This window comes from Arthrobacter sp. SW1 (assembly GCF_001766675.1).
Lineage (GTDB): Bacteria > Actinomycetota > Actinomycetes > Actinomycetales > Micrococcaceae > Arthrobacter.
Window position 1 is genome coordinate 169,112 of the sequence record NZ_MJLT01000001.1, and the last position, 25,469, is coordinate 194,580.

Here is a 25,469-nt window from a genome sequence, read left to right on the forward strand (position 1 = left end):
CGCGTGTACATTGGCGGCGATTTTAGTCTGCAAAGTGATCCCATCCCACGGTATCGGCGGACTCTCCGGCTATCCGGACGCCGCATTCTCCCCCATCGACGGCCCGCACTGAGCCTATCGCAGTGAACGCCTCCGGGAGCTGAACCCCGGGTGGAAATGCTGCCAGCAGCCCGTGGTCCTCTCCCCCGCCAAGCACCCACTGCATGGGATCCGCACCCAGCAAGGCCGCTGCCGGCTCGAGTGCCTGCGCCTGCATCTTCAAGGCCACGGGATCCAGGTCCAGCAGGACTCCGCTCGCCTGGGCGAGGCGTCCGCCGTCGCGCATCAAGCCGTCCGAGACGTCCATCATGGCGGTGGCGCCGGCTGCCGCGGCGAGCGGACCAGCCGCGAGTGGAGGCGTGGGACGGCACTGGCTGTCCAGCAGCTCCCGTTGCTCCGGCGTCAGGGCTTCCAGCGGCACGGAGCTTTCGAGCAGGGCCAGGCCCGCGGCCGCGCGCCCCAAGGTGCCGGCGAGCGCGAGGATGTCTCCTGCCCGGGCCCCTGAACGCAGCACCGGCGCCAGGCCGTTGAGCGTCCCGACGACGGCGACCGTCACCGCGATCTCCCGCCCCCGGCCGAGGTCCCCGCCTGCCACCGAACAGCCGGCAGCGCCAAGGCCGGCGATCCCGGCAGTCAGGCCGTCGGCGAAGTCTTCGACCCAGGACACCGGCGTCTGCGGAGGCATGGTGAGGCTGACGACGAGCGAGGAGGCGGTTCCGCCCATCGCGTTGATGTCGCTGAGGTTCTGGGCGACGGACTTCCAGCCGACGTCATAGCCGGTGGTGCGGTAGCCGTTGTTCCACTGCAGCCGGAAATCCTGGTCCTGGGTCTGGGTGTCGATCGACATGACCACCCGGCCGTCCGGAACCGCGACGACCGCGGCGTCGTCACCGGGCCCCAGCAGCACATCCGCGCCCGATGCCAGGCGCGGGAAGATCCGGGCGAGGAGCCCGCCCTCCGAAAGATCGGCAACAGTCAGTTCATTTTCCGGCACGCTTCTACGCTAGTCGCTCCGGCCGACATTCAGGGATCGGCCGTCATCCGGAAAGCGGCAAGGACCCTAGACTTGCAAGGTGCAAGGAAAGAACAGGAGGGCGCTGCGGTATCTGACCGCGTCGGCGTCCGGGCTCTTCCTCCTGTGGTTCGCGGCTTCCTTGTGGTTCTTCTGCCTGATGCCGACGCCGGCGCCCCCGGCGGTGGACGCCGTCGTGGTCCTGGGCGGGGCCAGCGACGAACGCCTCCCGGTGGCGCAGGAACTTGCAGCGGCACAACTTGCCGGACACTCCGCGGCGGGACCGGGCAAGCCACCGGTTCTGGTCCTCTCCTGGACCGATACCCCCGGAAACTCGGCCACCGATTCGCTCTGCAACGCGACGCCATTTCCGCAGCAGTCCCTGATCTGTTTCCGCCCGAAGGGGATGGACACGCGCAGCGAGGCGGCCGCCGTCGGGAAACTCGCGGAAGCGAACGGCTGGCGCTCGGTGGCGGTCGTTACGTCCTCCTACCATGTACCGCGCGCCGGCAAGCTCATGCGGCAGTGCACCGCCGCCGAAGTGTCCATGGTGGCGTCCGAGCCATCGATGGATTCCCTGCGTTGGCTCCGGCGCTTCGTGATCGAAGGTGCCGGCCTGATCGACGTGAGCCTCCGGCCGGAGTGCGTTTAGGAGTCCCCGTACACTCGTGTGCGGGGCAGCCGGAGACCGCAAGCGGGAGGCATCCGGCTAGAATCGTCGGGGACGTTTACGGATGGGGTAAGGAAAGGAGCTGCCATGGCAGCCTCGGGCGAGCAGCCTGCCGCACCCGGTCCGACCCCTCCGGGCGCCCCGCTTCACGCGCCGCGCCACCTGACCCGCAAGCCGTTCCGCGCAGGCATTCCGGACCCGATGTTCGTCCGGACAGTACCCGGTGTCTCTGCTCCACCAGCGGCGCCGCCGCGCATTCAGCGGCGGGAAAGAGCGCCGGTAACCAAACGGGACCGGAAGGCCACCGAACCCCGGCACAAGCGGATGATTGCCTTGGCCTTGGTCCTGGCCGCCGTAATTACTGTGCCGCTGCTGATAGCGGCACTGATTCTGTTTTCCTAAGTTTTACCTGGCTGCAGGCCACTCACTTCGGCGGAGCGAAACCAGTCGAGTAAAATTCGAAACGTTGTCCTTATTCCAAGATTCCTGTCGGGGGAAATAATGCCTGTTGTCATGCCCATCTTCGGGACACGGCCGGAAGCCATCAAAATGGCTCCGATTGTGACCGCCCTTGAGGAATCTCCTCTCCTTGACTGCGTCGTGGCCGTGACCGGCCAGCACCGGGAAATGCTGGACCAGGTCAACGACCTGTTCGGCATTTCGCCTGACCATGATTTGAACATCCTCCAGCAAGGCCAGAGCCTATCCGACATCATGACGCGGACGGTTGACGGCCTTAACCGCATCTTCCAGGACTCCAAGCCGGATGCCGTGATCGTCCAGGGCGACACCACCACCTCCACGGCAGCCGCCATTGCTGCCTTCTACCACGGCATCCCGGTGGTCCATGCCGAGGCCGGCCTGCGCAGCGGTGACCTGTTCTCCCCGTTCCCGGAGGAAGCAAACCGCAAGATCACCTCGCAAATCACCAGCCTCCACCTGGCGCCTACAAGTACCAGCAAGGCGAACCTGCTTGCCGAAGGAATTTCGGAAGCGGACATTGTGGTCACCGGCAATACCGTCATCGACGCCCTGCTGACGACTGTCGGCAAGGAAATCCCCTTCAGCGATCCCGCCCTCGAGGAACTGGCCAGCTCAGGCAGGAAAGTCCTTTTGGTCACAACGCACCGGCGCGAGAACCAAGGAGGCGCCATGCAGGACATCGGCCGCGCGCTGGCCCGTATTGCGGACGCCGAGCCGGAGCTGACCATCGTGCTCCCGGCCCACAAGAACCCGGTGGTCCGCGAAGCGGTGCTTCCTTCCATCGAAGGCAAGGCCAACGTCATCGTCACAGAACCGCTTGCCTACGGCGAGTTCACCCGGATGCTCTCCCTGGCGCACATTGTGTTGACCGACTCGGGCGGTGTCCAGGAGGAAGCTCCCAGCCTCGGCAAGCCGGTTCTCGTCATGCGCGAGAACACCGAGCGGCCCGAAGCCGTGGTAGCCGGCACGGTGCGCCTCATCGGGACGGATGAGGACCGCATCGTGAGTGAGGTCGCCGAGCTCCTGCACAGCCAGGCCGCGTTCGACGCCATGGCGAACGCCGTCAACCCGTACGGCGACGGAAAAGCCGCTGAACGCACCGTGGCCGCCGTCGCGCAACTGCTCGGCGTCGGGCAGCGCACTGCAGAGTTCGGACTCTGACCCAGCCGGTGCAAGCCGCAACAGAACGAAAATGCCCTGGTTCCCGATCCATTGGATCGGGAACCAGGGCATTTCCTATGCAGCGTCAGGTGCCAAAGGCGGCGACCCTAGCTCCGTACGCCGGCCGTCGAGAAACCGATCTGGATCTTCGAACCAGTGGGCAGCGTACCGATCGCCTGGCCCAGGACAATCTCGATCATGGTGACCGCGATTGACGTGGTGGACTTGGTGACCTTGTGCAGCGTGACCTGGCCAAGGCCGGGCACCTGCAGCACCGTGTTCGGCGCAACGCTTGCGTTGATCGCCGGGAGCCCGGCAATCCGCAGGTTGACGAACGACGAGGCGTCGGTCCGGGTGACCGGACCACCCGCAACAGCACGGCTGACCTTGGTTTCGGCCTTGATGGCGTCCGCCTGGATCAGTCCGTTCAGCACGTTCACGCCGGCGAGCGAGTTCGTGACGGTACCCTCTGCAGCGGGAACCAAAGCTCCGACCGTCTTCGTCGAGGAGGCCCCGACCGTCACAAGCCCCTGGAGGTTGACGCCGGCCGAGGTGTTGGATGCCGTTCCGCCGTCGCACTTGAGCGGAGCAAGTGCAGTTGCACCCGATCCGACCAGGCCGGACAGAAGCGACGCCTTGGTGGTGAAACCGGATCCCGTGAGGTAGCCGGCCCGCGGCGGGGTCAGCTTGACGGTGCTGACACCCAGGCGGACGTCGGTCCCGACCTTCAGTCCGGCGAGGCCGTCCTTCAGGATCTGGACCCGCAGTGCGGTCGTGGACACCACGTAGGTGCCGTTGACCAGCCTCTTCTCCTGACCGTTCAACGTGACCTTGCCGAGCGAGCCCAAAAGGGGCACGTTCAAGTCGATGACCGTGTTGGCCGGCGGATTCACATCAACCGGCAGTCCGAGGACCTTGAGGCTGGTGATGGTGGTGCGGTTCGTGCCGGAGAATTCCCCCGAGGTGCTCTTTTCAGCAAAACTCTCCGACGTGATGGCGCCGGCCGTAATAAGTCCGCCCAGCAGGTTGGCGCTTGCAACGGTGGAGCGTCCCTCAATGCGCTTCCCCGTCGTGGAAAGCAGCGTCTTGACGCTCGTCGTTGCCGCGCCCACGGTACCAACTGCAGGGATGTCCAAACCTGCGAGGTTATTGCTGGACGAACGCCCCGTCAGGGACGTGCAGCCAACCGATGAATTCGCCGTGGGCCCCGACGTCAACGTCCTATCTGAATTAAATGCGTAAGAACCATACGCGACACCCGAGAAACCTGTCGTGACCTCGGCAGGCGTAACACTCGGGACTGCAGCTGAAGCCGAGGCAAGAGGCCCGGCAACCACAAGCGTCAGGGCGCTGACCAGCGCGCCCAGAGTTCGTTTCATGTATTTCTCCCCATAGATAGCGCGAGACCAAACTCTCGCGGTGCCACCAATTATGCCCTGTCGCAACTCAACACATGCACGGTGGAGAGGGGGAATTTGCAGGTTTCTTCTCCCGCTTCACACGAAACACCGGCCCCAGGGCATTACTGCCCCGGAACCGGTGTTATCGGTGGCGGGCGGCTAGCGCGGGAATTCGCTGTTAATTCCGCGCACCACCTTGTGAACGCCTTCATACGCTTCAAGCCGGACCGCCTTCAAGGCGTCATCGGCAATAGGCATCCGGGCGAGCCTGATTTTATCCATGAGATGCTCGTCCGTGGCACTGGACAGCAACGGGGTCCGGCCCAAGCGCTTGTAAATGTTCCTCGACTTTGAGGTGGACGACAACACCACGGAGGAAACCCCATAGCTTGTCGCAACCACAGTTCCGTGGAACTTATTCGAGATGAGCAGGCTCAGGCCGCCAATGGCGGAACTGATGTCGTCAATGTCTTCGCTTTCGAAAATCTGCTGCCCTTCCAAGGGAAATGCCTTGGCTACTTCCAGGTCCGCTGCCCGGGTCCGTCCCGTGCCCATGACGATATTCAGGATGTCAAAACCCTCCTGCTGCAGCGTCCGGCATGCTTCAAGCAGGATCGTTGGATCTGAATCGGCACGGTGCGTCCGCAGCGAGATCCCCACGGTCGGCTTCTCGAACACCCTCGCCGGCGGATACATGCTTCCGAAGGCGAGGTCTGCGTGCTGCTCCACGACGACCTTTGGCTGCAGCTTGCGGCGGATCCATTCCGCACTCTCGGCGTCCCGGGCCGAAACGTACCGTACGTTCGGATGCTGGAAGAAGGCACGGAGGCGTTCCATGACGTCCGGAGCCTCATGCTTGATCCAGGTGGGAACGCCCACGCCGGAGATGTAAACGGGTTTGGCGAGCCAGGCCCGGTTCCAGTACAGGGGCGAAATCTTGTTGGGGATCACCAGGTCTCCGCCGCCAATGACGATGGCATCGACTTCGGACGCCACTTCGGTTGCAGGCCGCAGGAAGTAGGGGGCTTCGAGCTTCTCGTGCAGCAGCCGGGTTTCGTGGAACTGGCCAAGTGACTGTTCCCATATGCGGTGGAACAGCTCGTCGCCATAGTTTCCCCAGCCGAAAAACCCTACCAGGCCGATCTTTGCCATTTAACTTTCCTTTGCCTCTCCATCGCGCGACCCGGAATCGCTGTCCGCGATGACCGTCCGCAAAATTTCACGAAGATAGACCTCGCCAAATTCCTTGTTCATATGATAAAAATCGCCCCGCGCGTAGAAGGAACCTTCCGCGGCGTCTTCGGGCCGTCCCAGGCAATATTCGGAAGGCGTCCACATCCCGCCCCGTGTCAATGACTGCGGCTGCCTGATGGGCTTGATCCTCCGGCCGGGAAGCCTCCGCAACTGGCTGTCGAATGCAGCCACGGCCCGCCGTTCGTCGCCGGCTTCCCGGAGTTTCCTGTAAGAGCTGAACGCGTCCCCTTCACGCACAGCCGCCCATTCAGCCGGCAAAGGGGCCGGCACCAGGTAAATCGGCTTTGCGGTCATTTCCCGCAAGCGGCGAAGCAGCCGCACGGCCTGCGAGGAATCGATGCACTCGTTGTCGTTGCCGTCGGAAAATTCGGGCACCAGGTAATGCCCGCCCAGGTCGGCGTTCAGGGAATCCGGTTGGAATTGTCCCCAACGTTCAACGAGCCGGATCAGGGAGAATCCGAAACCCACAACGACAATAGCGTCCCAGTCGTCGAGGGACAGGATGGATCCTGCGCCCGACTTCCCGTCTATTTTGACGAAGGGAAAGACCTCGGCATCGCTTTCCGAAATGACCTTAAGGGGCACCGTGCCGTAGGTCCGGGAAATGTAGTTCGCCACTTCGGTATCCGGCAGCGACGACGCAACGGCGCCCGAGACGGCCGCCATCGGTCCGAGATGGGAATTCCCAATGAAGCAGATCCTCATTCGGAGAACACCTCCAAGAGGGCGTCATCGCAAAAGACTTCCTCGGCGCTCTGCTTCGCGTCCTGCACTGCCGCCCGCCGCTTGCCCGGAGGATGCTGGGAGAAGAAGTACGCCATCACCCGCTCCACGGCCTCTGGCTTGACGTCCCTGCCGCTGGGGCCGAACGCGTCGTTGCCGAGAAAATTCGACGTGACGATCTCGTAGGAAGGGAAATAGTCGACGTCGGAGTAGCGGCGTTCGATCTCCCCGGCGGCAGCCCGCAGAACCGCTTTCGAATGCGTCGTTGCGGTCAGCACATGGTTGCCTGTGGCAGTTGCAGCCAAAGGAACGGGCGAGACCGTCAGGATGAACTTCATGGTGGGCCGTACTCTCTTCACCAAGGTCCTGAACGCCAGGAAGTCGCTGACGATCTCCTGGTAACTGAAATTCCTGAACTGGTACTTTTCGGGGTCGTAGTCCCCCGCAATGGTTCCCGGGGCAGTCGGAAACACGGTTCCGTCCACGGTCGACTCCCAGGCCTCGGTGAGGCCCATGGTGAACACAAAGACATCGGTGCTTTCAAAGAGCTTGCGTACGGAACGCAGGTGCGCCTTCCGATGCGCTGCCACCTGTCCGGCCGTTGCGTATCCGCCGGGCGAAACGGCCGGCCTCAACGCGTCGTAGTACCTGCCTTCGCGTTCCCAGACGGTTTCAGCCGGCTCGTGGCCTTCCAGGGCTTCCCGGGCGAGCTGCAGAAGTTGCCGGACGTAATAGATGTTGCCGAACCGTGCGGAGTAGATGCCGTAGTGGGCGGCTTTGGCAGCGGCGACGTCGGCACCCGGAGGAGCTGGTTCGACGTCGAGGACGGAATAGCCGTTCGCCCGCAGGTGCACGGCGATGTGCTGCGCGAAGCAGCTTCCCGCCGTCGCGACGTTGTGGCGGGGCGCAAGCTCGAACTTCTTGGTGTAGAGCCCGGGGAGGCTCCCCATCTCCTGGCCGGTGACAGCGCTCTTCCAGTAGGTCCGGGCAGGGTTGCCCTGGTAGGGAGACCGCCTCTCCCACAACGGTTCGCCGCTTTCTTCGCTTTTCACCGCTGCCTCCTTGGTGTTTTCAGGTTCCGCAAGCATCCGCATCAGGGAAGGTCCCAGGCCGGAATCTGTGTTGCCCGGCGCCCGAGCCACAGCTTCACATAGTTGCCGGCGTCCCGTCCTTGGGAGGCAGCAGCCTCAAGATCCGTGACAATGGCTTGTTCGCCGGACGCGGATTTCCCGACCGTCCACGCAACCTTGTTCCGTGCGACGGCGAATGCGATTGCCGGATAGTCCGGGCAGGCCGGATCCGCTCCGCTGATGGCCAAGGGCGTGATCAACGCCCCGGCACGGGCGAGCAGCCATTGCACAATAGCCGGTGGAATCCGCCGTGGCTCCACCTTCCGGGTGAGGGCCGCTACCGCCAAGGTACCGCCTGCCTGGCCGATCCCGACGGCGGTCGGGTGCAGCCGGCAGGCCGCAGCCGCAATCCTGGAAGCGGAAATGTTCTTCTCCAAGGCAATGTAACCGTCGACTTCGGCCGGGACCAGGCAACCCAATGGAATCGGAAAGGGGCCTTCCCGCCAAAGTACCGGCTTGTCCGCGAGCGTCTCATTGAGGTGCGGTTCGAAGTCACCCGGCTCGCGGCCGCCGTGCAGGTCCGGCGGATACGTCCCGGTAGCGATGCTGTAGACATTCCACCGGGCGATCTGCCCGTTCACCGAACGGTTGATGTCCTTGCCGGTGAGCGTCGCCATACCGACGATCCTGCTGGATTCCCTTATGTAAGGAATCACCGGGAAGTGCCGCGCGACGCTGTGATAGACGGGATCGAGCAGACGCAGCGCGGGGTGGTTGATGCCGTCGCCGTATCCCTCATCGGTGCACGGCGCCCAGTCCAGGCCAAGTTCGTTCTGCAAATAGAACAGGATCGAAAGGGTCGCATGCAACGCCTTCCTGTCCGTGGCGTCCCGGACATCGGAATCGTAGAGGTACGCGGCGGCGGTCGGAGTGTCATTGCGGTAATTCAGGTTGGTCCGGGTTACGGCAGTCCAGTCGGAGCCCACCCAGTAGCCGGCTGAGGAGAAGTCCGGTGCCGCCCGGTAGCCGGCGAAACCGTTCGGACCGGCCTTCCGCAACCTGGGATCGGTGACGCCATCCGGAGGGAAATGCTCACGAAGGTCTTCGAGGACGTCTTCGTATCCGGGCGGCGGTGTCGTGACCCTCAACTCACCGGGGATGCCTTCGGGATACCGGCGGATCGTGCACGTATATGTGATGTCCTGGATCCGGCTGTTGACGTCCGGGCGGTCCGTGCCTTTCACCAACGCGTTGCCGATGTAGCGGTCGACGCCGGCCATCCCGGCCAGCGCGCCCAGTTCCGTTCCGTCCATCAGCAGTGTTGTCGTGATTGTGCCGGCGCTTGTCTCTACACTTTGCACGCGGCCATTGGTGACGTTGACCGACGTCACATCGGTATTGCGGAGTACCTCAACGCCCGCTTCCTCCAGCATCAAGGACAGAACCCGTTCGACGATGACCACATTGGGCGTAATCGAAACATCGTTATAGTGCCCTGCATTTACCGGGCGCTTCAGTTCGTCCCGGTAAACGGCCATGATGCGGGCGACGATTTCGCCCCAGACTCCATGGCCGTTGATGGCTTCGTCGTAGCGGAACGTGATGTCGAAGGCGGATACCCCAGCGGATGTCGACTGCCCGCCGACCATGTGGCCTGCTTCGACCAGTGCCACCGAAAACCCGGCCCGGGCGATCGTCAACGCGGCGGCGCAGGCCGAGATGCCCGCCCCGACGACCAGTGCGTCGCAGCGGCGTTCCCGCGTCTCCGGAATGCTCTTCCAAGCTCTCAGCTGCTCAGGAGTCCTCGGGTCGCCCGCTACGGGCTGCATGGGTTCCAGACACCATGCAAGCCTTTCCGGAAACCTAGCCACTCAAACCAACCCCCATACTCTTAGCCAACAGCCCTTTCACTTTGTCCAACTCCGCCGCCGCAGCGCGGCGGAATCCGTCGATGCGCGCACGTTCCGATTCGGAAAGTCCGGCACGGGACAGGATTTCATGCCGAAGCCCGGCCGGGTCCAGCGGCTCCTGCTGACGACCCAGCGCCATCATCAAAGCCCGGGCCTTCGAGGTGTCCTTCAAGCTCCAGCACGGTTTCCCGTTCGCAAAACCAGCCACCAGGCCATGGAACTTCGAAGAAATGACGATGTCGCAGGCGGCCACCGCGGCCGCCATCGCCGGCACGGAGTCAAACGTCTCGGTCACGGATGCCGGAATGCCCGCGGCGGCCAGTTGCTCCACTTCCTGCCGGCGCTGCGTTCCTGTGGCCAGGACCAGGTGCCGGAGCCGTATGGCACCGTTCTGTTCCAGGTCAAGCAGCATGCTGCGCACCTCCAGGTCCCGTGCGGTGACGCCCTTGTTGAGCACGAGCCCCACCACCGGCGCGCCGTCCGAAGGCTCCGGAGTCCCGGCGTCGTGCAGGGACGCAAAGCCGAGGTCCGGTACGACGTCCACCTCAAAGCCCGGGCGCACATGTTTTTCGATCCAGTCCCTGCTCCCGGCATCCCGGACGGAGAAGGACAACACAGAGGACTCCGCGAGGAACGAGCGCAGCCGTCCGGCCACATCCGGCCTATTGCGGCCGGACTCGGTGGCTACTCCGATGCCGGATACCAGCAGCGGCTTCGATTTCCAGGCCCGGTTCCAATAGAGCTGCGAAATGCTCTCTGTCCGGATCAGGTCTCCCCCGCCGATCACCAGGGCGTCGAAACCGGCCAGTACGGAATCGATCGGCCTTGAGAAGTAGGGCTTTGCCAACAGGTCGTGAACAGGCTTCGCCCGGTCCTCTCCCAGAAGCGCTTTCCATTGGGCAGCGAAGAGCTCATCGCCAAAGTTTCCCCAGCCGAAAAACCCGACCAGGCCGACGGACAATCCGGTCATGCGCCGGACGGCTCTGGCGCAACCGCCTCGTCAGCAATGAGGTGTTCACAGCCCGGCAACTGCGCAGCCTCTTCCAAGGAAAGGACCCGGCGTGCCGAAGCAAACATTCCTTCCGGACTGGACGGCGGGACCTGGACAGCATGGGAGATCCTGGCCGTGACGTTGGTGAACCGCTTCCAGCCTTCGGCCTTCGGGCAATTCTCCAAGACCACCACACGCAGTGAGAAGGGCACGTGTGCTTCTCCCGCGGTCGTGTACCGGAGGTGGAGGATGTCACTCGATTCAGTGAGGTCTTCAATGAGGACCTGGTCCCCCACCCGCACCACGTACTGGATCTTGCCGCGGTTTCGGACGTTCTTGTAGCGGTTGGTGACGGTCAAGGCGATTTCGACGGGGCCGTTGCCCTGGACCCGGATCGAACCGTGTTGTTCCATTCCCTGGCCCCGCCAGGGCGTCGCGGTCTGCAGCGAGGTCTGGACAGCACGCGGCGAATCGAATCGGACGTTGAGCCGCCGTTCGGGTACTACCCGCAGCTTGGTCACCCGGGTCTGCATGGCCGTAAAGGCCGCCTTCACGACCGGGGCCTTGGCGGCACCGTCCTTGCCTGCGTTGAACACCGGCCGTTCACGCGGGATCCGGTAGACGTCCGGGTTTTCCGGCTCGGAGGCAATAAGCCGCGCGGTTCCTTGGAGAGCGGCAACAGCTTCCTGCTCCAGCCCGCGCACGAAGGCCGCGGTACTTTCCCGGATCCGGCCCTCCAGTTTCAGGACGGAGGACAGCACACCGGTGACGTCTGCGGCCGGATCGTCAATGTCTACGCAGAACTCTTCGGCGCCCACCTCTTCAAAGTGCCGGCGTACCTTCGGATCGTAAGAAAGTCCCATCACCGGCTTGCCGAGCCGGTGCGCGATAAGGGCCGCATGCAGGCGCATGGAGACGAGGAAGTCCACGGCAGACAGCGCCCCGACATACTCGCGGAGGCCGAAATCGCCTCCGAGGACAAGTGACGGAACGGACTTCGGCAATCCTTCGCAGAACTCCAGGATGCTGCTCTCGTCGTGGGATGCGCCAAGCTGCATCGGCATCCCGACTACCGCGATCTTGTGGGTCAAGGCAGCCTGTTCGAAGGCTTCAAGCAAGCGGGCCTGCCACGCGTCAGCGTCAGAGGCCTTCCAGTGCCGCAGGTTCAGGCCGACCAGGGTGTAGCCCTGTTCCTTGAGGGCGGCCAGCGCCTCAGGGACTTCCGCGGAGGCAGCGGGACCTTCAAGGTCGACGGCGTAGACAGTGTCCGGACTGACGGAAACCAGATCGTCGCGTACACCCAGGGAAGTCAGCAACTGCTTTGATTCGGCGTCACGGACGTTGATTGCCGATGCCTTGCCGGCCAGGTCCTTGACGAGCAGGCGTGCATCGGGATCCTCAAGCGGACCAACGCCGAGTCCCACCGTGTAGAAAGGCACGCCAAGGAGCTTGCCGACCGAGGGCAGGATGCCGAATCCGGCGATGGACATCGGAGCGCCCAGGTAAAAACTGGCGATGCCGCCGGCGCGCTGGATGGTGTGGTCGTGCCACAGTCCGCCGCCGCCCACGATGATGGCCGAAGCGGTCCTGGCGACTTCAGATGCGGCATGGTGGTCCGTTCGCTTGAACGCCTGCAGGCCGTGGTTCTTCTCGACCTGCAGGGCGTTTTCGGCTCCGACGAAGACCTGCACCGAGGGATCCGCTTCAACCAGCCGCTCACTGATGGAGCGAAGGATCATTTCATCACCCAGGTTGTTCGCGCCGTAGAACCCGGAAAGGATCACCTTGCGGGCACGGGGAAGCGAGCGCTCGAGGGTTTCCCGGATTTCCCGGGCGCGGGCCTCCCCCAGCCAGGGATTGTCCACCGTGTTGGAATTGCGGATGGCTGCAAAGAGATCCATCCAGCGGTGCTCGTACAGGTGCGAAGTGATGAGCCGCTTGAATCCGGCAACCCGCATCTCGCCGTAGCGGACCGGATCGGCCAGGAGCGCGCTCAGCTTCTTTTCGAGGTCGAATTCATCGTCGTAACCAAGGATTTCGTCCCCGTAGCTGAAGAAGCGCTGCATCTCCTCGAAGTTCTGGGTGGCGACGACGCCGCCGGCGCCGATCGATTCGAACACGCCGCACTTGATATTGATGTAACCGGCACGCGTGAGCGGGAAGTTGACGTGGATGCGACCCATCTTGAGTGCTTGGAGGGCCCGGTCGCCGGCGACGACGTCACTTCCTTCAAGTTCCCAACCCCGGCCGTAGGTTCGGACGTCGAGGGACTTGGCCAGGTGCACCATGGTCTGGTTGCGGTCCGGGCGGTTGTTGGCGTGCCCGAGGCAGATGACATCGGCGGCGAACTCCGGTGCGGCAGTCACTTCCTGCGTGACGAAACCGCGGTCGATCCCGAACGGGAAGTAGACGGTGTTGTTAACCCCGTGTTCCCGGTACATGCCCAGCGAAAGTTCGGCGTTGGTGGTGTGGTAATCGAAGACGTGCGCGTGCCCGACGATGGTGGGGAAAACGTCCGGATCGCTCAGGGTGATGCCCAGGAGCACGATGCCGCGCGCCTTGAGGGCCGCGGCATCCTCATCCGTAAAGGTAAGCCCGCCGGCGCAGCACACGATGATCTGCGGCTGGAAATTCTCGACGAAGGGCAGGATCTTTTCGTAGTCGACAAAGATCGGGCCGTTGCCACCGGTGGCCCGCTGCGGATTGTTGGTCAGCTTGTGCTTGGCAGTGTCGAGGTCCAGGACATGGTGGCCAAGGTTCCGGAGGCTGCGCGACATCGAGGAAACGATGTCGGTGGTTCCATTGATGGACCGGCCAAGGAAGAGGACTTTCCAATGGAAGCCCTGGTCGAAAACCTTCGTATCCAGTTCCTTGCGAAGCTGTCTGATCTGTTCTTCTACGCTGTGGTCGGTCTCAAAGGAAGTCATCAAAATAGCCTTAGGTCGGGTGCGGAGTGATCGGTTTACGCAGATTGTTCAGGTATGGAGTCTAGGAGGACAGTCCGGCACTTTCGTGTTCGGAGGACGTGCCCGTCGGCGGAGACGGAGGCTCGAGCAACCGTTCACGCAATGACCGGGCGAACGCCGTACTGACGCTGGCCGGTGCCAGTCCTTCGGCAAAACCACGGGCCGCCGCGGAGGCGGCGGGCGTGAGGAGCCGTTGGGCGAGGGCCAAGGATCCTGCTATCTCTCCCGGTGACTCGCCGGGAAGGAACTCGGCGAAGGAAGGATCGAGGACCTCGGGCAGGGATCCCTGGCGGCTGGAGATTACCGGAAGGCCGAAGGTGGTTCCCAAAAGAGCGGCCCCGCTGTTCAACGAGCGCAGGTACGGCACAACGGCAAAATCGGCGGCCCTCATGTAGTACTGGACCAGTCCGGGCGGAATCTTCCGGTCGTCCAGGAGCACCTGGGGGTGCCGCCGGCAATCGTCGACAAGCTCGGCCACGTACGCGGACCCGTCCGGCTCACCGGCAATGATCAGCTTGTGGCGGGGGCCGGCGTCGGCGATGAACTCATTGAATCCCGCAAGGAATTCGCGCAGGCCCTTGTACGGTTTCAGCGCGCCGAGGGTGACATAGACGACGTCGTCGGAATGCAGGCCGAGCGTGGTGCGGGCTTCGTGCCGGCCGATGTAATCCTCGTAGGCTCCGAGGTAGCTGGGGTGCGGCGCCACCAGCACGCGTCCGGGGTCAAGGGCGACGACGCTGCTGACTGCCTCGATCGTCCGGTGCGACATGGTGTGAATGACGTCGCTGGATTCTGCGATGGCGTTCTGGAGTTCGATTTCCTCATCAATGAACAGGGCATCATGCGGAAGCACGTTGTGAACGGTCCACACCAGCTTTCCGCCGTTGTCCTTGAACGTCCCGAGCTGCTCCTTGAATCCTGCCAGCCGGGTGCGGGCCTCCCGCTTGTCGGCGGCGCCCGCCAGCACCGTCGAATGCCAATGCAGATGGACCGCGACGGCGGCCGCCGAGTCCTTGAGCGCAATGAGCTTGTCGAAATCGAGTGTCCTGGTAATGGGCGAAGGCGCGAAGCCTTCCTCCCAGAAGGAGGTGTAGAGCAAACCCTGGTAGGGATTCATCCGCGCGACGGGTGTGTACCCGAACAGGATGGGTTCCGGACCTCCAAGCGAGGCTGCGTAGCGCAGCGCAGCGATTCCTTCGTTGAGTGGAGATCCTTCCTCAGGCTTGAATCCTGAAAAATGGAGCTTCATTTCATACCCGCTTCCTGGAGTTCTGCTGCCCTCCGGACGTTGGCAAAGACGTCGGCATACACAGCACCGTTCATGGCCCACTGCCTGTTGCTGACAAGCCAGTTCCATCCGGCAACGCCAAGGCGTTCCCGCTCCCCGGGGTCGTCCGCCAGCTCCTCGATCCTGTCACAGAGCCCGGAGACATCTCCCGGCTCGAAGACCAGGCCGCGCAAAGGCGGTTCCAGGATTTCGCGCAGCGCGGGGAGATCGCTTCCGATCACGGGCTTCTTCATGGCCATTGCCTCGTAAGGCTTGAGGGGCGTGACATAGGTCGATGCCCTTTCCCTGATCCGGGGAACGACGAAGGCATCGATCATGGCGTAGTAGTTCGACACGAGGGAATGATCGACCGAGCCGGTGAAAACCACCATGTCGTCGACCCCGCGCCGGCGTGCATACTCTTCCAGATAGTCGCGGCGGGCGCCCGAGCCCACCAGCACGCAGGTGAAATCCCGGCCCCGCGCCTTCAATTCGTGTGCGGCATCGATAAGGGTTTCCTGGGATTCCCGCGGATGGTCCATGTTTGAGACGTAACCGAAGGTGAAGCCGCCGATTCCATGTGCCTCCCGAAGATCGCGGGGGTCCGCAGCCGGGTCGAATTTCGCCAGGTCAACGCCGTTGGGGACCACGGAGATCTTTTCCTCCGGAATTCCCCGCCCGATCAGCTCGGCTTTCATCGCTTCGCCGATCGTCAGGACGTGGTCGGCGGCCTGCATGCACATAAGCTCCACCGCCATGCGCCGGGCAAAAATCTCGCTCTTTTCCTCCATGGCCGTTTCGCCCGTCCAGGTGCCTTCGAAGAAGGACCTGACTTCGTAAACGAGGGGAAGACCGGTTTTCTCCTTCAGGGCCAGGCCAACCAGGGCCGTTTCATAGCCCCGGCGTCCCGAACTCGCATGGATCACGGCGGGGCGGATCTCGATGGCTTTGCGGAATGCCAGCCAGGCGAAATCTTCCAGCAATTGGTCGAGGGCGGCAGGCTTGTAGTCGGCTCCGAAGTCGAGGCGGTGGTGTTCGATGCCGTCCACCGTCTCCACGGACGGAAAGTCCGTGACTCCGTCGTTGCGGGGAAACCCGGGTTCGGTCACCACAACCGGCGTCAGGCCGGCGTCGGCTTCTGCCAGGAAGTTGTTATGGCTCCGCGAGGTAAAGCCGTTCGAATGGTAAGGCCGGCTTTCCTTGACCAAGTGCAGGATCACCCCGGGTGCAGCCGGCTCAATCGTGACCCTTGGCCCGGGGATGCGGGGCACCCATCCGGAAATTTCCCGCAGGCGTCCCTCGACCTGACGGATCGCTTTGGGGTTCTTGGTCTTCTGCAGCCTGTCGATCTTGTAGGTGTATGCCAGGACCTCCGAAATGTTGCCGCGGCTGACGGCAAGGCGCCGGCACAGCTCCAGGAATTTCCGGTCCTGCCCGCGCATCGGCTCCAGCGCCTGTGCCCAAACGGTCGCCCGAAGGTAGCCCGCATCCGTCGCTTTCAAGCCGAGCGGTTTGTCGCCAAGGAATTCCGAGCGGACCGGTTCCGCCCGGAAGTCCGCGAACGTGCCCTTCCGGATGGCTTCGGCGTCTGCTCTCCGGCCTTTGACTGCGATCCACAGCCGTACCCTCAGGTAGGCGGTGAGTCCCAGTTTGCCTTCCAGGCGGCGCTTCCTGGCGCCGGCAATCCGTTGGCGGTGCGCTTCGGCCCGGGCGGAGCGGATTTCCTCAGGAGTCCTGGCAACAGCTTCAACCCGCTTCGCCAGGTCCTCATAATCCTTTGAGACACGCGCGAGCTCGGCCTGGACCGCGGTAAGTTCGGCCAGGGCGGCGGCCAGGAGTTCCTTGTCGGAGTAATCCTGCCAGCGCCTAACCGGGCCGGCTGCTGAATGAGGGGCCGGGGTCATTTGGAAAGCACTCCGCGAAGATCGATGACCTCTTTGCCCGCGAGCGCAACACCCAGTTCCAGGAACTCGTTGTGGTCCACCAGGAAGACGACGATGTCGGACGCCGGGAGCGCGTCGTCGACGTCGGCAAGGCGGAGGTTCGGAAAGTCCGCAAGCGCGGCAGGAAGCTTCTCGATGTGCGGTTCGACGGCCAGGAGGCTGGCTTGCGGCAGCCGCTCGGCGAGGGAGCGCGCGATATCGACCGACGGAGACTCGCGCAAGTCGTCGATGTTGGCTTTGAATGCAAGGCCCAGGACCGAAATCACGGGGCTCAAGGCGCCGGAGTCCTTCACAGCCTGGATGACCTTGTCCACCACCCATGCGGGCTTGGAGTCGTTGACCTCCCGGGCAGCCCGGATCAGCTTTGCGTTGGCGGGGTCCGCATCCACAATGAACCACGGATCCACTGCAATGCAGTGGCCGCCGACGCCGGGGCCCGGCTGGAGGATGTTGACGCGCGGGTGGTGGTTGGCGAGCTTGATGAGCTCCCACACGTCAATTCCGAGATTGTCGCTGATCATCGAGAGCTCATTCGCGAAGGCGATGTTGACATCCCGGTAGGAGTTTTCGACAAGCTTCGCCATCTCAGCCGTGACATCGTCGGTCAGGTGGATCTCGCCTTGGCAGAACACCGAATACAAAGCCTTCGCCCGCTCCGCAGCTTCGAGCGTCATCCCGCCGACGATCCGGTCGTTGGTGACGAGCTCGATCATGACCCGGCCGGGCAGGACGCGTTCAGGGCAATGCGCCACGTGGATCGTGGCCCTGCCATTGCTGCCGTCCAGGGAGAGGTCCGCGCGGCGCGCCAGGATGAAATCCGCGAGGCGGCGGGTGGCACCGGGCGGTGAGGTCGACTCAAGGATGATGAGTTCGCCGCCGCGCAATTGGGGCGCAATGCCTTCGGCGGCTGCTTCAATGTAGCTGAGGTCTGCGGAGCGGTCTTCCTTGAAGGGAGTGGGCACGGCCACGATATAGGCATCGGCTTCCGGTGTCCGGTCTGAGGCCTTGAGGCGTCCTTGGCTGACAGCACCGCTCACGTGGATGCTCAGGTCCGGCTCAACGAACGGGACTTCGCCCCGGTTCACGGCCGAGATGGTGCGTTCGTTGACGTCGACGCCGATCACATCGACGCCGTTGCTGGCGAGGATTGCCGCCGTGGGCAGGCCGATGTATCCGAGGCCGATGACCGCGACTGTACGGATGTTCTCCATGTTCAAAATCCCCTAGACCGTGATGTGTTCAATCGGATTACCGAAAAGCGTGATAGTGCCTGATGCCATGAGCTCCTCCTCGGAGGCTGTCCAGGTATGGCCGTCCCCGGAACGGATCTGGCAGAAGTTGAAGCGGTCCGCCGAGTAGATGCCTCCGCCGGCCGCGGCAACATCCTGCAGGAAGGCGGTGTCTTCCCCCCGGCCAAGGTCCCGGAAGGGGGTCGTCTCGAAGACCGCCCTGGCCGCGGTGATGGTCGGGCCCGCAACCAGGTGGCTGAAGGTATGCTCCGCATGCGGTGCCCGCACCAAGGTGGCGTTCCGCTCCACGAAGTGCATGTAGTGGGCTTGCTTCCCTGCCACAGCCGCCCCGGAATAGTCCAGTGCGAGTACCAGGTCAAGCATGTAGTGGGGTGCGTAGTAGTCGTCGTCGTCCATTTTGCTGAGAACCTCTCCCCCGGACGCGGCGACGCACCGGTTCAGGCACTCGCCAAGGCTCACTCCGGACGGCGCCTCGAGATAACGGATGTTCTCCACGCCATGGTCCTTCGCGAGGCCTTTCAGGCGCCCGGCGTCCATATGGAAGCCGTGGGCCAGAAGCACCAGTTCCATGTCGACGCCGGACTGGCTGCCCACGGCGCTCAGGATGTGTTCCAGCCGGGCCGGGCGCATGGTGCTCACCAGGGCGCTGACCGACGGGGTCGCCACGGGAGCCGATTTCGACGGCAAGGCGCCGGCAACCACTTGTTCCGCCCGGTGGGAGTATGTATGTTCCCGCCAGATCCGCCGCTGCGCGCGGTGCACCACGCGGTCGCGCATCTCCGGGCTTCTGACCAGCATGCGCAGCTGGGCGGCCGCTTGGTCACGGGTTTCGGCCGAGAACACTTCGTCCGGGGGGAAGAAGCGGTGTACTGCCTGCGAGGGAGTGCTGACCACAGGTGTGCCAGAGGCCGTGATTTCAAAGATCCTGCGCGCGCACATGCTTGGTGAATCGACCACGGAGTTCACGTTGAGGAAGACTTTGTACGCCTTGTAGGCCGTGAGCATCTGCTCATAGCTGAGGCTCCCCACGACGTTCTCCGCAAACTCCCCGGGGAACTGGTAGTTCGGATCTCCGCCAAGCTGTCGGGAGAATATTTCAAGGGCCGCATCGCGGTCCTTCCGGGACGCATCGAGGGCTGCACCAAGCAACAGGTCCATCTGTTCCCGCCGCTCCGGGTACTTGTGCGCGAAGTACATGCCCGCAAAGGCCACACCGCGTTCCTGGTGCCCATGGCGTGGCCGGATGGGAGCATGGATGCGCGGCTGGGCCGCGAACGGCAGGACGCCGATCCGCTCATGCCCCAGCCGGCGGCGGTACTCGTCGACCTTGTTGCTGTCGCTGGTGAAGACGACGTCGAAAAGCCGTGCAGCAGGTAAGAAGTCCTCGAAGTGGGGCGGATCTTCCTTGTTCCAGAAGACTGTGGGGATGCCATTGGCCCGGCAGTGCTCGAGCAGCTCCACAAAGTCCTGTTTCACTCCGCTTGCGCCCGCCAGCTGGTACTTCCACTCACCGCCGTTGCCGTTCCAAGCGGACTCCACAAACAGGAAATCAAGGGGAGCCTGCGCAAGTTCGGCACGCCAGCCGCGGCGTGAGAGCCGCACGGTGGTCCACTCGTAGCCGAAGGCAAGGTCGGAGAACTCGTCGAGGATAACCGCGACACGCAGGTCAGCGCGCCGGGGCGGGACAGCCGGAAACCCGGGCGTGTTGAAGGCGAGGCGGCGCTTCCGCCCGCGGCCCGTCCACGCGCCCTCGGCGCCCTGAATGTTGCGGATCGAATAGCGGACCGCCTGGGCCTGTCGGCGCGACTGCCATTGGCGGACCTGCCGCAGGCCTCCTTTGCGGAGGTGCCACAGCATCTTCCGAAACTCTGCGGACCGGCTCATGCTTCGCCGAGCTTTCGTCTGCCGCTGATTCTGGGCTTGACCTGTGCCGCCACAAGTTTCCTTCTCGACGCATCCCTCAGCTGGAATGCGGGCTTCTCGTGTCCGTTGGCCAGACGACTGATAAACCGCTTATACGCCGTGGTGGTGGTCTTGGGGTCGCCGTCCATGATCAGGTCACCGTGGTCCAGCCACAACACCCGCGAGCACATATCCTCGATGGTGCTCAGGCTGTGGCTGACCAGGAAGACGCTGCCGGCGTTGTTGCGCAGTTCAGCCATCCTTTGGCGGCTGCGGTCCACGAACTGCGCGTCGCCGGTGTTCAGGGCCTCGTCCACCAGCAGGATTTCCGGGTCAACCGCCGCCGCAATGGCGAAGCGCAGTCGCGAACCCATGCCCGAGGAATAGGACTTCATGGGCAGATGGATGGAGGAGGCCAGGCCGGACAGTTCCACGATGCTGTCGAACTTCTCGTCGATCGTTTTCCGGTCCATGCCCATGGCCAGGCAGCCAAGGACGATGTTCTGGTCGCCCGAAAGGTCCGGGACCAGGGCCGCATTGACGCCGAGCAAGATCGGGGTGCTCGAGGCGTACACAGCGCCCGTGGTGGCCTTCTCCTGGCCGCAGATCAACTTCATCAGCGTGCTCTTGCCCGAGCCGTTACGACCGATGATGCCCACGGATTCGCCGCGCTCCACCACCAGGGAGAGCTCGTTCAGGGCGTTCACCCGAACCTTGGCTTGTTTTCCGCTGATCTTCCGAAGGGCACGGCCGATGCGGCTTTCGGGCACATCTCCCTCGCTGGCCGTCGTCGGAACACGGTAGGACATGGAGACCGAATCGAGGACAACACAAGGGCTGCCTTCGACGAAAACTGTTTCCTCAGCTGCGACCATAGCTCTCTTCCCCCTGCCAGAAGAAGAACATTCCAACGCACAGGGCGCTGAGCGCAAAAACGATGAGCATGGCCCAGGATTCCCATTCCGGAAGCCGGTTGTACAACAGGCAGTCCCTCACAATATTGATGACGTTGAAAAGCGGATTCATCTTCATGATCCGCAGGATCTCCGGATGGTCGATGAACCTTTCGTAGGAGTAGAACACCGCCGAGCCATACATCCACGCACGCATGAGGAATGGCAACAGATGCGCGAAATCGTTCACCTTGGAAATAAGGCGGGCCAGGATCAGGCCCACACCGAGGTTGAAGATGAACTGCAGGAGAATTGCCGGCAGGATCAATAACCACAGGGGGCTGATCGTTTCGGCCGGCGGCAAGAGCACCACGATCAGCAGCATCGCCAGGACCAGCGGAACCGCGGCAATCAATTCACGGATGTTCGCGCCGATCGGAAGGGCCGCGCGGGGGAAGTTGAACGCCTGCACCACGGACTTGTTGTTGCTGATGGACCGGGCCCCGGAGGTGATGGATCCGGCGCTGAACTGGAAAAGAAAGATGCCGATCACCAAATAGCCGACGTAATTTTCGATGCCCCGGCTGGTATTCAGCAGCATCCCGAAGATGATGTAGAAGGTGAGCCCGTTGAACACCGGGTTCAGGAGCAGCCACGCACTGCCCAAGCGGTCGCGCCTGGTTCCGCTCTGCACCCGGGCCCGGGCATCGTAGAAGATGAACTGCCGGAAATCCCATAGCTGTACGAGGTAGTCAAGGAATCCCGGCCGTGCACCCACCCTGGTGAGGGCCCGCATGTCGACAGACAACGGCTGGACGGCAGCGGGCGCGGCCAGTTTCTGCTTGTTCGGACTCAATCCACCTTCTCCATCAATGTCGCATAGGCCAAGGTCATGGCTTCGGCATTCGCCCGCCACGTCCTTGTCTCCAGTACGGCCGTGCGCCCGGCACCGCCCAGCTTCTTCCGAAGCTGTGCAGAGCCCAGCAGCCGGCCGATCGCGGAGGCCAAATCCTGCGGATTCCCGGCCTCCGCCAGCAGCCCGGTGACCCCGTCCTGGACGATTTCAGCAAGCGCGGGAAGCCTGCTGGCGACCACCGGACGGGCGCACGCCATGGCTTCCACCGGTTTCAATGGTGTCACGTCCCGCGTCACGGACAGATCTTTTCGTGAAACAACGAAGACATCCAAAGCCCGGTGATAGAGGTGTGCCTGCTCCCGCGGCACCCTTCCGGTGAACACCACGCGCTGCCCCAGCCCGGCGGAACGCACCTGTTCGCGCAGTGCCGGCAGCGCCACGCCGTCGCCCACTATCAGCAGCTTCAAGCGCGGGTGGCGCGGCGCGAGCAGCCCGAAAGCGGACACCAGGTCATCGATTCCTTCGTAGGCCACCAGGCTGCTGACGGTACCGATGTACTGCGCGTCCGGATCCAGGCCGAGTTCCGCCCGCGCGGCTTCCGCCGGAGCCGGGGCCGCAAGGAATTCGCCGCCCACGGAATTGGGCGTGACCAGCACTTTTTCTTCCGGGACGCCGGCGGAAACAATGTTGGCTTTCATCGCCGCGCCGAGGGTCGCCACGAGGTCCGCGCTCCGCATGGCCTCAGCTTCGCGGGCCTGGAACAGGGTATAGCGCTGGCTGCTCCTTGCCTGGGGTCCACGCGTGGCCGCCCAGGTGTCGGCCAGCTGTCCGCGGACCTCATAGACCCACGGAATGCCGAGCGCCCCGGCCACTGCTCGCGTCACGAGGGCGTTCACGTAGTGCGTTGTGGTGTGCAGCACCGCGGGCCTGAACTCCAGCGCAATGTCCAGCAGGGCTTCGGCCTGCTGCTGCAGCCGGTCGGTGATCGTGGGTGCAAGCCGCGGTGGCAGGATCCTCTGGTACCGGATCCCGTCCACGACATCCTGGTGCCGCGCAGCGAGTTTCCCTACCTGCACGGGGTAGCCGATACGGGTCACCGCCATGGTTTCCCAGCCGGCCTCCTGCTGGGCCAGGAGGATTGAATGCGAACGCTGTGCATAACCGCTTGCGGTGTGCGGGAGCGAATTCGTCAGAAGGTGGAGCACGCGCCGCGGAAGCGGTTCATAGGTGACGGCCGGGAGCACCGGAGCCCACCCTTCCAGCAGCTCCAGCTCGGCGGCGAGGCGCCTGCCTTGCCGGCGTTCAGCTCCGCCGTCGGCGTCGTCGAGGATCCCGACGGCGGCAGCCGGCTCGCCGTCGTACCAGTATTTGCGTGCCTGCGCGGCACGGAAGCGGCGGGCACCCGCGGCCCGCCGCAGCAAGGATTCCGCGAGGTCCGGGCGGTTGGCAACGAGCGCGACATCGGCCATCGCCCGGGCCTGTTCCGCTCCGAAAGCGCCACGGGACAGAGCCGTTTCCAGCCGGCGGACAACCTCCCGGTCTTCGCCGCCCATGAGCCCCGCAAGAAGTACCGCCGACGCTGCGGATTCCGGGCCGGCGGCTTTCGTGACGGCTTTGGCCAGCGGCCGCACAAGCCGTGACGGCAGGCGCCGGGAAACCTGGAGGGCCAGCAGCGCAGGATCGTCGCTGAGGTGTTCGCGCACGGTGCTTGCGGCCATCCGGAAGTTATCCAGGATCTCCTTCATCGCCGCTTCTCCCCCGCATCGGCCAGCACGGAGCGGATCAGTTCCATGTAGCGCGCGGCAAGGTACGGGTAATCGGCGTGCTCCTTGACCCATTGCCGACCGTCCCCGTTGCGGATCAGCCGGCCCCGGTCTGCGGCCAGTTCCTTCCACAGCGCTGCCAGGGCCTCCGGCGAGCTTTCGACGATATCCCCCGCGCCTGCGTCCTCGATGATGCGGGCGGCCTCTCCACGGACTACGGCGGTGATGTGGCGCCCGATGGCCAGGACTTCATAGGTCTTGGAAGGCACCGTGGTCTCGAAGGATTTCCAGTCGTCCCTCAGGGACACCAGGCAGGTGTCGGCCGATGCGTAGCGTTCCATGACCTCTTTGCCGTGCATCGGATCGTGGAAAGTCACGGGCGCACCGAGCCGACGGGCGAGGTGCTCAAGCCCGCGCCGCTCCACCCCGCTGCCCACCATGTGGAGGTGCATTGAATCCCCCACCAAGGCGCTGGCGCGGATCGCAACATCGAGCTTCTGGCTCTTGCCGTGGTTGCCGAGGTACAGGACTTCGAAGGTGTCACGCTCCAGCGCGGGCGGTTCCAGCACCGGGATCTTTTCCAGGCGCACCCCGTTGCTGACCGTGGCCACCTTGGCCATGCCGCGCGCCCGGAGAGTCGCGGCAAAACCTTCGGTGACGGTGACCACCAGGTCGGCGCGCCGCTGCACGAACTCCACCACGTGTTCGGCCAGGCTCTTGACCCGGCCCTGGACCAAGCGGGCGTCGCGGGCAAGGTCCGGCCACGCGTCACGCATTTCGACGATAAGGGGGACGCGGCGCAGTCGTGCCAGCAGGTAACCGGCCCCAAGGGTGGGCAGGCTCGGCGCAGTGACGATGACGACGTCGGGCCTGCGGGTGAACAGCCCCAAGGGCACCGAAAGCATGGCAGAGAAACACTGGTCAATGAAGCGGGCCAGGTGGGAGCTGCCGTGGCGCAGGTACGGCACCCGCCGGATGCGTTCCGACGACGGGCCCTCCTGGGAGCGCATTGCCCGGCCGGCGAGCTCCCGGGGAAGCTCCCTGCGGCCATGCGGCGTGTGGGCTACCGGCGTCACCACGTCGATCTGCCAACCGGATGCGGAGAATTCCTTGGCCAGCGCAGTCCAGCGGCGCTGGGGTGGGCTGCTCTCCGGCCAATAGGAATGGGTAAGAAGGGTCAGGCGCGGTGCGGTGTCCGCGGGGGTGGGCGCGGAAGGAGGTGCGATCTGCATGGGCTACTTGTGGCTCCGGACCGGGGTGCGTTGGGTCTTGGCCCCCATGTACCGGAAGTACAGCACTCCTGCCCCCACCAAAGCAAGCACCGTGAGGATCTGAACGTAAAGCGGACTACCCGTGGCGGCCGTGACCACCGAATCGACAGTGCGCGCCACCGGCTCCGGGAAGGGCAAGGGCGCAGCAGTCCGGGTGCCCTCAGGCGTCTTCGTGCCCGCGGCCGTAGTCGCGGTCGGGCTTGGCGTCGCCGTCGGAACCGTTTCTTCAAGGGGCGGCGCCAGGACTTCGGCGGCCGGCGAAGGCCCGGTCACGGGGACCGGCACCGACGGCACGGATGGCGCAGCCGGAACAGACGATCCGACCGGGGCCGGAGCCGGCGCGGGCTGTATTGGCGCAGGCTGCTGGACGGTCCCCGAGCCGCCACCGGCGGGAGGCTGCAAGACGAGCGGGGGCTCCTCAACCACCGGAATGTCCGGGATGAACGGCGGACGATCCACCGGGGATTCCTCGGGCGCCGGTTCTTCCGGCGCCGACGGCTCAGTGGCCGGCTGCTCCGGTGACGGTTGTTCGGAAGGAGGCGGCGTGGGAATTTCTTCGGCGGCGGCCGCGCCAACGGGCGCGCCCAGCAGGAGCGCGAGCACCACTGCTCCGGCTAATCTACGCACGGTACCGCCAAACTTCAT

At 64.0% G+C, this 25,469-nt stretch carries 19 protein-coding genes; 2 read left to right on the top strand and 17 right to left on the bottom strand.

What is annotated here, in order from left to right; all coding sequences use genetic code 11:
* Nucleotides 1-22: 22 nt before the first annotated feature.
* Nucleotides 23-1,033, bottom strand: coding sequence for a thiamine-phosphate kinase (locus BIU82_RS00875; protein WP_070347568.1), 1,011 nt, complete (start codon nt 1,031-1,033; stop codon nt 23-25).
* A gap of 79 nt (nt 1,034-1,112) precedes the next feature.
* Here BIU82_RS00875 and BIU82_RS00880 point away from each other — a divergent pair, with 79 nt between their 5' ends.
* Nucleotides 1,113-1,703, top strand: a complete 591-nt coding sequence (locus tag BIU82_RS00880) for a YdcF family protein (protein WP_070347569.1) — start codon at nt 1,113-1,115, stop codon at nt 1,701-1,703.
* A gap of 519 nt (nt 1,704-2,222) precedes the next feature.
* Nucleotides 2,223-3,365, top strand: a complete 1,143-nt coding sequence (gene wecB / locus BIU82_RS00885; RefSeq protein ID WP_070347570.1) for a UDP-N-acetylglucosamine 2-epimerase (non-hydrolyzing) — start codon at nt 2,223-2,225, stop codon at nt 3,363-3,365.
* Nucleotides 3,366-3,472: 107 nt separating this feature from the next.
* Here the strand turns inward: wecB and BIU82_RS00890 are convergent, their stop codons facing one another.
* From BIU82_RS00890 to BIU82_RS19795, 16 genes are all read right to left on the bottom strand, one after another.
* Nucleotides 3,473-4,744 (bottom strand): choice-of-anchor P family protein, encoded by a 1,272-nt coding sequence (locus tag BIU82_RS00890; protein WP_290439141.1) that lies wholly within the window; start codon nt 4,742-4,744, stop codon nt 3,473-3,475.
* Between the two features lie 180 nt (nt 4,745-4,924).
* On the bottom strand, nt 4,925-5,917 hold the full coding sequence (locus BIU82_RS00895; protein WP_070347572.1) for a polysaccharide pyruvyl transferase family protein: 993 nt from the start codon (nt 5,915-5,917) through the stop codon (nt 4,925-4,927).
* Nucleotides 5,918-6,724: a hypothetical protein gene (locus tag BIU82_RS00900; RefSeq protein ID WP_139146454.1), complete on the bottom strand. Its 807-nt coding sequence runs from the start codon at nt 6,722-6,724 to the stop codon at nt 5,918-5,920.
* Nucleotides 6,721-7,794, bottom strand: coding sequence for a GSCFA domain-containing protein (locus BIU82_RS00905; RefSeq protein ID WP_171906464.1), 1,074 nt, complete (start codon nt 7,792-7,794; stop codon nt 6,721-6,723). The genes BIU82_RS00900 and BIU82_RS00905 overlap by 4 nt, the downstream gene beginning before the upstream one ends.
* A gap of 41 nt (nt 7,795-7,835) precedes the next feature.
* The gene (locus tag BIU82_RS00910) at nt 7,836-9,641 is read right to left on the bottom strand and encodes an FAD-dependent oxidoreductase (RefSeq protein ID WP_070347574.1); all 1,806 of its coding nucleotides are present in this window, start codon (nt 9,639-9,641) and stop codon (nt 7,836-7,838) included.
* Nucleotides 9,642-9,675: 34 nt separating this feature from the next.
* Nucleotides 9,676-10,692, bottom strand: coding sequence for a polysaccharide pyruvyl transferase family protein (locus BIU82_RS00915; protein ID WP_070347575.1), 1,017 nt, complete (start codon nt 10,690-10,692; stop codon nt 9,676-9,678).
* A complete protein-coding gene (locus BIU82_RS00920; RefSeq protein ID WP_070347576.1) occupies nt 10,689-13,640 on the bottom strand; it encodes a polysaccharide pyruvyl transferase family protein in 2,952 nt (983 codons plus the stop codon). The genes BIU82_RS00915 and BIU82_RS00920 overlap by 4 nt, the downstream gene beginning before the upstream one ends.
* A 61-nt stretch (nt 13,641-13,701) precedes the next feature.
* Entirely contained in the window at nt 13,702-14,928 is a 1,227-nt protein-coding gene (locus BIU82_RS00925; protein WP_070347577.1) for a glycosyltransferase, read from the bottom strand.
* Nucleotides 14,925-16,850: a glycosyltransferase family 4 protein gene (locus BIU82_RS00930; RefSeq protein WP_070347578.1), complete on the bottom strand. Its 1,926-nt coding sequence runs from the start codon at nt 16,848-16,850 to the stop codon at nt 14,925-14,927. The genes BIU82_RS00925 and BIU82_RS00930 overlap by 4 nt, the downstream gene beginning before the upstream one ends.
* On the bottom strand, nt 16,847-18,100 hold the full coding sequence (wecC, locus tag BIU82_RS00935; RefSeq protein ID WP_070347579.1) for a UDP-N-acetyl-D-mannosamine dehydrogenase: 1,254 nt from the start codon (nt 18,098-18,100) through the stop codon (nt 16,847-16,849). The genes BIU82_RS00930 and wecC overlap by 4 nt, the downstream gene beginning before the upstream one ends.
* A 12-nt stretch (nt 18,101-18,112) precedes the next feature.
* Nucleotides 18,113-19,996 (bottom strand): glycosyltransferase, encoded by a 1,884-nt coding sequence (locus BIU82_RS00940; protein ID WP_253182630.1) that lies wholly within the window; start codon nt 19,994-19,996, stop codon nt 18,113-18,115.
* Nucleotides 19,997-20,019: 23 nt separating this feature from the next.
* Complete coding sequence (locus BIU82_RS00945) at nt 20,020-20,916, bottom strand: ABC transporter ATP-binding protein (RefSeq protein ID WP_070347581.1); 897 nt, start codon at nt 20,914-20,916, stop codon at nt 20,020-20,022.
* The gene (locus BIU82_RS00950) at nt 20,903-21,790 is read right to left on the bottom strand and encodes an ABC transporter permease (protein ID WP_253182631.1); all 888 of its coding nucleotides are present in this window, start codon (nt 21,788-21,790) and stop codon (nt 20,903-20,905) included. The genes BIU82_RS00945 and BIU82_RS00950 overlap by 14 nt, the downstream gene beginning before the upstream one ends.
* Nucleotides 21,787-23,535 carry a glycosyltransferase family 4 protein gene (locus tag BIU82_RS00955; protein ID WP_070347582.1) on the bottom strand — a complete coding sequence of 583 codons (1,749 nt, stop codon included), beginning with the start codon at nt 23,533-23,535 and terminating at the stop codon, nt 21,787-21,789. The genes BIU82_RS00950 and BIU82_RS00955 overlap by 4 nt, the downstream gene beginning before the upstream one ends.
* Nucleotides 23,532-24,785, bottom strand: a complete 1,254-nt coding sequence (locus BIU82_RS00960) for a glycosyltransferase family 4 protein (protein WP_070347583.1) — start codon at nt 24,783-24,785, stop codon at nt 23,532-23,534. The genes BIU82_RS00955 and BIU82_RS00960 overlap by 4 nt, the downstream gene beginning before the upstream one ends.
* A gap of 3 nt (nt 24,786-24,788) precedes the next feature.
* A complete protein-coding gene (locus tag BIU82_RS19795) occupies nt 24,789-25,451 on the bottom strand; it encodes a hypothetical protein (RefSeq protein WP_171906465.1) in 663 nt (220 codons plus the stop codon).
* Between the last annotated feature and the right edge of the window lie 18 nt (nt 25,452-25,469).

What these genes read in the sequence shown, in the direction of transcription:
- BIU82_RS00960 (WP_070347583.1), bottom strand. Translation starts at nt 24,785, where the DNA reads ATGCAGATCGCACCTCCTTCCGCGCCCACCCCCGCGGACACCGCACCG.
- BIU82_RS00910 (WP_070347574.1), bottom strand. Translation starts at nt 9,641, where the DNA reads ATGCAGCCCGTAGCGGGCGACCCGAGGACTCCTGAGCAGCTGAGAGCT.
- wecC (WP_070347579.1), bottom strand. Translation starts at nt 18,100, where the DNA reads ATGGAGAACATCCGTACAGTCGCGGTCATCGGCCTCGGATACATCGGC.
- wecB (WP_070347570.1), top strand. Translation starts at nt 2,223, where the DNA reads ATGCCTGTTGTCATGCCCATCTTCGGGACACGGCCGGAAGCCATCAAA.
- BIU82_RS00925 (WP_070347577.1), bottom strand. Translation starts at nt 14,928, where the DNA reads ATGAAGCTCCATTTTTCAGGATTCAAGCCTGAGGAAGGATCTCCACTC.
- BIU82_RS00895 (WP_070347572.1), bottom strand. Translation starts at nt 5,917, where the DNA reads ATGGCAAAGATCGGCCTGGTAGGGTTTTTCGGCTGGGGAAACTATGGC.
- BIU82_RS00920 (WP_070347576.1), bottom strand. Translation starts at nt 13,640, where the DNA reads ATGACTTCCTTTGAGACCGACCACAGCGTAGAAGAACAGATCAGACAG.
- BIU82_RS00955 (WP_070347582.1), bottom strand. Translation starts at nt 23,535, where the DNA reads ATGAAGGAGATCCTGGATAACTTCCGGATGGCCGCAAGCACCGTGCGC.
- BIU82_RS00900 (WP_139146454.1), bottom strand. Translation starts at nt 6,724, where the DNA reads ATGAGGATCTGCTTCATTGGGAATTCCCATCTCGGACCGATGGCGGCC.
- BIU82_RS00930 (WP_070347578.1), bottom strand. Translation starts at nt 16,850, where the DNA reads ATGACCCCGGCCCCTCATTCAGCAGCCGGCCCGGTTAGGCGCTGGCAG.
- BIU82_RS00945 (WP_070347581.1), bottom strand. Translation starts at nt 20,916, where the DNA reads ATGGTCGCAGCTGAGGAAACAGTTTTCGTCGAAGGCAGCCCTTGTGTT.
- BIU82_RS00940 (WP_253182630.1), bottom strand. Translation starts at nt 19,996, where the DNA reads ATGCTGTGGCACCTCCGCAAAGGAGGCCTGCGGCAGGTCCGCCAATGG.
- BIU82_RS00915 (WP_070347575.1), bottom strand. Translation starts at nt 10,692, where the DNA reads ATGACCGGATTGTCCGTCGGCCTGGTCGGGTTTTTCGGCTGGGGAAAC.
- BIU82_RS00890 (WP_290439141.1), bottom strand. Translation starts at nt 4,744, where the DNA reads ATGAAACGAACTCTGGGCGCGCTGGTCAGCGCCCTGACGCTTGTGGTT.